Raw genomic sequence first — 7,647 nt, 5'->3', positions numbered from 1 at the left:
TTTCTTCAGCCAGCAAGCTGGCCTCCAAAAGCACAACCACCTTCGTTCTCAAACAGAGGTCACTACCAAATTGTCAAAGATCGTTTTGAGTGCTTTCACACTCGCAAAAGCGTTTTGCTTTTGTCCCTGCGAGCGATGTTGCCCAACTGGGAAGAGAGAAATGTACCAGATCAGGACCGGGCGTCAACGGGCTCAGTGATTTCGATGACGGAATTTCGTGGAAAGAGTCGTTTAACACGGGAAAATACGGGCGAAATGATTTTGAAAATCTTCCCCGGGAATGTCTCCGAAGGCCCTTTTGGCTTCTCGATCGGTCGTCTTCGCGAGTGATTTTGGTGGTCGAGATCGCGTTTCGCGGCGATACGAATGGACGAGAACGCTGTGTCGCGCCAAGGTTCGGTTGTGCTGGATGTAAGGGAGTGGGGAAGATTGACCAGCGGTTTGGTCCAAGTTTCCACCAGGAAGGGGCGGTCGGCTCTCTCGGATAAGCTTTACTGGATGATAGAGATGTAATTTTTCGGACTGCGCTTGGGGGAGAGAAGGTAATGCAGAAGGCAGTCGTGGTGGGAGTGGCAGTTCTTTGCTTTATTGCCCCGGTGATTCTTACGGTTGCCAGCTATTCGGGCGGTCCGGTGGATGATCCCAACGTTCAGCCCCGCGATCTTCCTGGGAAGATCCTGTTTTTCAGTGCCAACTGGTGCCCAGCGTGTCGTCACGCCGATCCGGCCTACCAGGAACTCCGAAATGCGGGCTATCCCATTCGCAAAGTCGATGTCGACTCGAATCCGACGCTGGCCCAGCAATACGGGATCAGCAGCATTCCGCAATTTGTTTATGTCGTCGACGGGATGGAGAAGCGACGAATCAGCGGAAGCACCTCGGCTTCGCGGCTCAAGCGGATGTATCGAGGCGGTTGGTAATGGCAGGCCGAGGCCTGAACGACGCTCTATCTTGGCTGAGCGTCAGCAAAAAGCCCATTTCTAGTGCGTAATATTATACGCGGAATCGATTGCGAGCCTCTGATGGGGCCTCTATGCTGAATTTCCAGATCAGTGCTACTGGTTTGACGTCTTTTCAGGAGTTGTTCGTTCGTGCATATCTGTCGCCTGGGGTTGTGGTTTGGGTTCGTACTTGCCGTTGCTGGCTGTGGTTCGCAGTCGGATTCGGCTTATACGGAATACGACGAAGCAGAAATGCAGGCCGCGATTGCTCAGGCGAAATCGTCGGTCAATCAGTTCATCGATACGCTTCACAGCGGAAATGGCGAGAACTTCTCCGTCAAAGTCGCGATTGAAGATGGCGACGAAGTTGAACACATGTGGTTATCGAATGTGAAATATGCCGACGGCAAATTCACCGGCACCATCGACAATGCCCCCGACATGATCAGCAACGTGCAGATGGGGCAACAATGGACGGTGCCCAAAAACGAGATCTCGGATTGGATGTTTATTCGAGATCGCAAAATGCATGGCAACTTCACGATTCGCCCATTGCTGAAGACATTCCCCGAGGACGAAGCGGCGCAGTTTCGTGCCATTCTCGCCGAGCCCTAAGCCCTGAATCGAACGCATTTCATCGGAAATTCGAGTTCCTTTTCACACGTTTACTCATCCCTGACCGGTAGGAATTCTCATGGCATTCTCTGATTCAATCGCCAATCGTCGAGGTTTTCTGTCTGCTGCGGCGGCCGCATCGTTGATTCCCTTGAGCCAGGCTTGTGGTGCGGACGAAACCAAGCCTACGGAAGAAAGCGGAGCTCGCAAGACTTCGCCCATTATCCTTTCGACCTACTCGTTGTGGCGATTTCATAACGAAGAGTTCCGCGACTTTCACAAGTGCATCGACATTGCCGATGAGCTTGGTTTCGATGGTGTCGAACTGCTGCTGTATCAGTTGGAACAAAACGAATTGATCAGCCACTCGCAGATGATGTCGTATAAACGGCACGCTTTGCGATTGGGTTTGCCCCTGGTTGGCTTGTCGACACACCAAGGCTTTGTGACGCCTGACCGGGAAGAACGCCAGTTTAATATTGACCGAACGATTGGGCAGATCGAGATCGCGTACGAACTCGGTATTCCGGTTATGCGAGTGAACACCGGGCGTTGGGGAACGTCAGGCAGCTTCGACATCCTGATGGAAAACCGCGGAATCGAAAAACCGCTGGAAGGTTACACCGACGAAGATGGCTACCCATGGGTGATCGAGGCACTCGAGAAATGCTTGCCGACGGCTGAAAAGTGCGGCGTCGTTCTCGCATTGGAAAACCACTGGGGGCTGGGGCTGACTCCGGAGGGCATCTTGAGAATCGTGAACGCAGTCGACTCGCCTTGGCTGCAGATCTGCACCGATACCGGCAACTTTCTGGAAGATCCGTACTCGCGTCTGGAAAAGATTGCTCCCAAGACCGTCTTTGTGCAGGCCAAGACCTATTACGGTGGTGGTCAGTGGTACTCGCTCGATCTCGACTACCCGCGAATTGGGGAGATCCTGCGGAAGCACGACTACCGCGGGTACATCTCGCTCGAATTCGAAGGGATGGAAGACTATAAGACAGCTCTTCCACAGAGCCTGGCCTTGCTGCGTAAAGCATTCACGCGTAGTTACAGCTAACGCACTTGCCAGATCAAGAATGCGAATCGGCCTGAAGTCGACGGGCTTCAGGCCGTTTTCATGCGCTTTGGGAAACGAGGGGAAACTAGCTCGCCGCGAATTAAGCTTCGCTTTGCTTGGCGGTGCTGCGATATTCGTTGGGTGTTTGCCCAACTTCGCGGCGGAAGAAGTTGACGAAGTTGGCCGGCTCTGGGAAACCACATAGTTCGGCCACTTTCGTGACGCTATGGTCCGAGTTCACCAGCATTTGCTTCGCTTGTTGGACTCGTATTGCTCGGATCTTCTTGCCTGGCGTAATGCCATATTCCTGTTGGAAGCGGCGATTGAGCGTGTTGCGCGAGACTCCCAGGCGTCTGGCCAATTCGTCGACGTTGATTCCCTGGCAGGCCTCGCGTTCGATGATTCGATTGACCTGAGCGACGACCGCGTCTTTGACGAGCTCGAAGCGGAACGTATCCCGTTCGATAAATTCCAGCCGTACCTGTTGTACCTGGGGGAATTCGCCATCAGGCGTTTCCAGACGCTGCCGGACCATATTGAAGGCCTGGCGTCCGATCATTTGCCCGTGAATCTCAATCGAGGAGATTGCCGGCGAAGCAACCTTACTTACGGTGAAGTTGCCGAAACCCATGACCGCTACATCTTGGGGGATGCGGTACTCCAAGTCGCGGGCAACCCGGCACAGAAGTGCCGCCAGATAGTCGTCGTCGCAGAAGATCGCCGCTGGCTGCGGTAGATCCTGCAGGAAGGTAATGATCTCGGCTTCCCGGGCCGGCTGGAACATCCGCTGACGTTCTTCACTCGGCAAACCAGGGGCAATGAAGAACTGCGTTGAGATATTCTGTTTGTTGAGACGCTCGGTGATCGTGTTCAGCCAGTTAATCTTGAACGGATCATTTCCGAGATTGTGGGAAACAATCGCAGCGTGTTCTCGGCCGAGAGCGGTAAATTTCTCAACCAGGTCGTTCTGCAGGGCGTCCCAATCGAACGCAATCGAGGGAACTCCCTCGCGGATCCAGTTGCTCCCGCAGTTCACCACAGGAATGCCCATCTTCAGCAGTCGACGGGCCCAGGGGGATCCGTTATACGCCCATATGATGGCTCCATCGAACTCTAAACCACTGAAATCATGGTCGAAATCGGGGTGCGTATCGTCGTAAGGCCATTCCAGGATCGAAATATGAGGGAAGTCGGCAGCTCCCATTGCTGCGCCGGCCGTGATGCGCGCGGATTGCTCGTGTCCCCTTGGCAGGAACAAGGCAATAGTCTTAGTGACCAGATTGGAATGGTCGATCATCCGCAGACGCTCCGCATCCGGCTCTTTCGTCATGCAACAAATTGAAAATCACAAAAAACGAAATTCGCAATGCTTCGTAGTTCACCAGAATACACAATCGTACTTCGTATTCTACTCATCAAATTGGAAGTTCGTTGCCTTCTGGCAAATTCTGATCCCTACAAACGCTCCTCAGGTGGGTTCTCACGTGAACGTACCATGGGGTTCTCTTTTTCTATCAGAATCGGGCCGACGAAGCCAAATGTCAATCGCGATAAAGAGGGGAATTGCCCTCAGAGCGGCTTTGGGTGGGAATTGGCTCCGTTGGGCAGTCTCTAGCAGGCTGCTAACCGCTTCTTGGCCACGTGCGGGAAGCCGCACCTTCCTTTGGCTGTGCCGAATTGTCCTGCAGGGTGGGATGGGCTTTTGGACGTCGCGCCGTTGAATTCCAGGCTGGCTTGTTAAGAAGCTGAATTCTTTCTACACGCTTCCTCCTGAGCAGTTGCAATCAGTCTTGGGAAGTCGTAGCTTGTTCCATGAAAGGTCTTGAAGAATACTTACCGTACTAATGAATAGTCGCTTCGCTCTGCAGAGGGGCAAAGTGAGCAAAGCATTACCGGAAAACCGCAGTTGCCCTGCGGATCTCCCTCGAATTGATAACGCTTGCAACAAATTGAAAACTTACAAAAACGGAATTGGCAATGCTTTATTGATGGATGCCGTCACAATAGTGACTGATCGCCCACCCCAATTCATGCAACATGTGGGTCTTGCGGTAGACTATCCCCCAGGATGCAGTCGATACCCTTCCGGCTTCGATTCGACTCCAGGTCTTCCGCACCTTCCATCATCTTTCTTACTACGTCCTGGAGTGGATCAAAATGTCGTTGTCGAAGTCAAAGGGATTTACGCTCGTCGAACTGCTGGTGGTTATCGCCATCATTGGCGTTCTGATTGCCCTGTTGCTGCCAGCCGTGCAGCAAGCCCGCGAAGCCGCCCGTCGTATCCAGTGCACCAACAATCTGAAGCAGTTGGGCCTGGCAATGCATAATTATCACGATACCTATGGCTCGTTTCCTTACGGCCAGTACAACACTCAGCAGAGTGAGGACACTTCGGAGAACCCGAATCGATCAACTTGGTTTGTGGCGACGTTGCCGTTTGTCGAGCAGTCAGCCATGTACGACACGATTCAGCCACTGATGAGCACGTCTGCTGCGAACACTTGGCCAGAGAACGTTCGTAAGACCGTGGTAGAAGGTTTTGTTTGCCCATCCGATCCAAACGGTGGAAAGATCGGCAACGACGGTTTTCAGGGGAACTACGTCGGAAATGCCAATGATAATGTGCTGAATCAGGCGGTGGCCGCGGAATCGAGCGCGATGGGTGGCTTGTTCTTCGTGAAGTCGAAAATCGGACTGAGAGACATTACCGACGGGACGAGCAACACCTTGATGTTCGGTGAAATTCGTCAGAGCCCACAGATCGAGTGCACGCTGGGCAACTACTGGAATGGCTGGGCAATGGAATCGATGTTTACCACCGTGTTTGGTGTGAACACTCCTTTGGGAGCCGCTCCTGATTTCGTTCCTGCGGGAACCGATGTTAAGAACCCATGGCGAGATACCCAGGGCATGCCTTACGCCGACGAAAACACGATGACGTGCTTCGAGTTGCGAAGTGCTCATCCAGGTGGTGTCATGACGACTCGTGCTGATGGTTCTGTAACCTTCATTCCTGAAACGGTTAACACCAACACGCTGAAATATCTCTCCCGACGCGACGATGGGAAGGTGATCGGATCTCTCTAACGAGTTTCTGATAATCTCCGCGTCTAATTCATGTGCACAAAGTGGCATGCTCAGTAGCCTGCCACTACTCGCACTGGAATAAACGCATTCATTGGATCAGGCATCGTGGTATTGGATTCTTACCACGATGCTGCATTCCCATTCATTCCTTATTTCGTCTTCTATCGGGGTGTATCGAAATGACTCGAGTTTCATTTTCACAGCTAGCCTGCTGCCTGTTTCTTTCGTTCTCTGTGCTACTGTCGGTTGGTTGTTCAAGTGAGCCCCACAAGCTCACGGTAACCGGAACTGTCACGCTTGATGGAACGCCAGTGCACGACGGAAGCGTTATCTTTTCCCCTGCCGATGGAAACGGCGTCGCAGAGAGCGGAAAAGTCGTTGAAGGAAACTACGAACTTAAGTGTGTGCCAGGAGAAAAGAGTGTGAAAATCGCTGGGTACACGGCGGAAAAAAAAGTCGTTCCAGTGTCATACGTAATGGATCCAGCTCAGTTGACGGCAAACGTCACGGAAGACACGCAACTCGATTTTGAGTTGTCCTCAAAGTCTAAGCGGCGGCGTCGATAGTTGATGGATTCTCTTTCACGATCTTAGAGAGTCAATCCTCAGGGATAGGCCTCAAGCTTTCGCCGACGTTTCATTTGGATTTCTCGACATGTTTCAATTTAACCTGATCCTAGGGGCATTCTTTGGGATCGTGCTGGTTGTCGGCGGTCCAATTGCCGAGCCATACGCCGCACAAAAATTTGCCACGGACCTCAAGGCAAAGGCGGTCGACATGCCGGGAGATATTGGCCCCGATGGACAGCCTGGGATGCCAATCAAAGTCATCAGCGAGGTGGACCGACAAGAGAGTGCACAGCGTTGGGGTAAGTACCAGGATGGATTGCGGTATTTGGCAATTCACGCGGTCGCCTTGACGGTACTGGGGTTGGTCTCTGGCGGACGCTGGGGGCAAGTGCTCGGCGGGATTGGGTTCAGCCTCGGGACCCTTTTTTACGGGTGTGGTATTGCCTTCAGTGCTTTACTGAATATGCCCACCTTAGCGGTATTTGCGCCGATGGGGGCGATCTTCCTGCTGATGGGCTGGATTGGCCTAATGCTTGCCGCTTTTCAGGTCCGAAGAGCTCCTCCTGTTGTGGCTTAATGCCGAAGGCCCAGATTCGAAATAGGAAAAGAGGCTCCGGTGACTTTACCGGAGCCTCTTCTTCGTTCGAAGCGTTGCTTCTTCGGTTGCGGTGCCCGTCCGCTTACAGCGGGCGAACGCTCGTCTTTGGAAACTTTACGCCATCGGGAAAGTCAGGGAAAACGCGTTTGATCGGGACTTGCTTCAGAAACTCGGCGTTGGCGAATCGCCACTGGGTCTGAGCCTTCTCTTTGCAGCCAACCAGGTAGTTTTTGATATCGATTCGGCCCAGGTCGCTGTCGATTACCCCGTGCATGGCAATGACCACAAAGTGATGCTGGTCCGATTCCACGAAGGTAGGAGCATCTGGGAAGTTGAGCGTTTCCAGTCGAGCATTGTTTTGCCGGCCCACTTCAACAACTTGTTGCACCGCCTGGCGATGTTTGGCTGACCCGCCGACGATCTCGACGCAGCGTGGATGTGTCAGCGCAAGGCCCGTTTCGATATTCCCTTCGAAACCGCAGCGTTCCAGTTTCTCGACTTCCTGTTTCACACGATCGACGTCTTGCCAGTTGCTATCGATGTTTGCCGTGGGGACGCTGGTGACAGGGCTGCTAGGTGGCGAAGCGGCAGCAGGGGCAGGGCTAGACGAAGTGGGTTGCAACTCGATGAGAGGTTCGCCTTCGCAGCCGGTGAGGCAGATCGCGCATACTCCGACCATGATCAGCTTAGAGAAGTGCATGAGACTCGAGACCTTGATGGGATGGAGTGGTAGGGATGAGTGTCCGCCAATGGTGGGGCAGGGCAGTTTTACACCAC

At 53.2% G+C, this 7,647-nt stretch carries 8 protein-coding genes; 6 read left to right on the top strand and 2 right to left on the bottom strand.

From position 1 onward, the window contains the following. The 4 genes from ABD890_RS23220 to ABD890_RS23205 all read left to right on the top strand — a co-directional run. On the top strand, nucleotides 1-330 hold a 330-nt coding region (locus tag ABD890_RS23220), incomplete at its 5' end, for a hypothetical protein (RefSeq protein WP_345095036.1). A 215-nt stretch (nucleotides 331-545) separates the two neighbouring features. Then, nucleotides 546-920 (top strand): thioredoxin family protein, encoded by a 375-nt coding sequence (locus ABD890_RS23215; protein WP_345095034.1) that lies wholly within the window; start codon nucleotides 546-548, stop codon nucleotides 918-920. 171 nt (nucleotides 921-1,091) lie between these two features. After that, the gene (locus tag ABD890_RS23210) at nucleotides 1,092-1,556 is read left to right on the top strand and encodes a YegJ family protein (protein WP_345095032.1); all 465 of its coding nucleotides are present in this window, start codon (nucleotides 1,092-1,094) and stop codon (nucleotides 1,554-1,556) included. A 79-nt stretch (nucleotides 1,557-1,635) separates the two neighbouring features. Further along, a complete protein-coding gene (locus ABD890_RS23205; RefSeq protein ID WP_345095030.1) occupies nucleotides 1,636-2,616 on the top strand; it encodes a sugar phosphate isomerase/epimerase family protein in 981 nt (326 codons plus the stop codon). Between the two features lie 100 nt (nucleotides 2,617-2,716). Here the strand turns inward: ABD890_RS23205 and ABD890_RS23200 are convergent, their stop codons facing one another. Then, a complete protein-coding gene (locus ABD890_RS23200) occupies nucleotides 2,717-3,946 on the bottom strand; it encodes a helix-turn-helix domain-containing protein (protein ID WP_345095028.1) in 1,230 nt (409 codons plus the stop codon). A gap of 827 nt (nucleotides 3,947-4,773) precedes the next feature. Here ABD890_RS23200 and ABD890_RS23195 point away from each other — a divergent pair. After that, the gene (locus tag ABD890_RS23195; RefSeq protein ID WP_345095027.1) at nucleotides 4,774-5,703 is read left to right on the top strand and encodes a DUF1559 family PulG-like putative transporter; all 930 of its coding nucleotides are present in this window, start codon (nucleotides 4,774-4,776) and stop codon (nucleotides 5,701-5,703) included. Nucleotides 5,704-6,357: 654 nt separating this feature from the next. Continuing rightward, nucleotides 6,358-6,849, top strand: a complete 492-nt coding sequence (locus tag ABD890_RS23190; protein ID WP_345095025.1) for a DUF423 domain-containing protein — start codon at nucleotides 6,358-6,360, stop codon at nucleotides 6,847-6,849. Between the two features lie 103 nt (nucleotides 6,850-6,952). Here the strand turns inward: ABD890_RS23190 and ABD890_RS23185 are convergent, their stop codons facing one another. Then, nucleotides 6,953-7,570 (bottom strand): hypothetical protein, encoded by a 618-nt coding sequence (locus ABD890_RS23185; protein WP_345095023.1) that lies wholly within the window; start codon nucleotides 7,568-7,570, stop codon nucleotides 6,953-6,955. Nucleotides 7,571-7,647 lie beyond the last annotated feature (77 nt).

Origin of the sequence: Bremerella cremea, from assembly GCF_039541315.1 — a bacterium.
GTDB classification, from domain to species: Bacteria; Planctomycetota; Planctomycetia; order Pirellulales; family Pirellulaceae; genus Bremerella; species Bremerella cremea.
This window is presented reverse-complemented; position numbering and strand designations above follow the sequence as displayed.

What these genes read in the sequence shown, in the direction of transcription:
- ABD890_RS23195 (WP_345095027.1), top strand. Translation starts at nt 4,774, where the DNA reads ATGTCGTTGTCGAAGTCAAAGGGATTTACGCTCGTCGAACTGCTGGTG.
- ABD890_RS23215 (WP_345095034.1), top strand. Translation starts at nt 546, where the DNA reads ATGCAGAAGGCAGTCGTGGTGGGAGTGGCAGTTCTTTGCTTTATTGCC.
- ABD890_RS23185 (WP_345095023.1), bottom strand. Translation starts at nt 7,570, where the DNA reads ATGCACTTCTCTAAGCTGATCATGGTCGGAGTATGCGCGATCTGCCTC.
- ABD890_RS23205 (WP_345095030.1), top strand. Translation starts at nt 1,636, where the DNA reads ATGGCATTCTCTGATTCAATCGCCAATCGTCGAGGTTTTCTGTCTGCT.
- ABD890_RS23190 (WP_345095025.1), top strand. Translation starts at nt 6,358, where the DNA reads ATGTTTCAATTTAACCTGATCCTAGGGGCATTCTTTGGGATCGTGCTG.
- ABD890_RS23200 (WP_345095028.1), bottom strand. Translation starts at nt 3,946, where the DNA reads ATGACGAAAGAGCCGGATGCGGAGCGTCTGCGGATGATCGACCATTCC.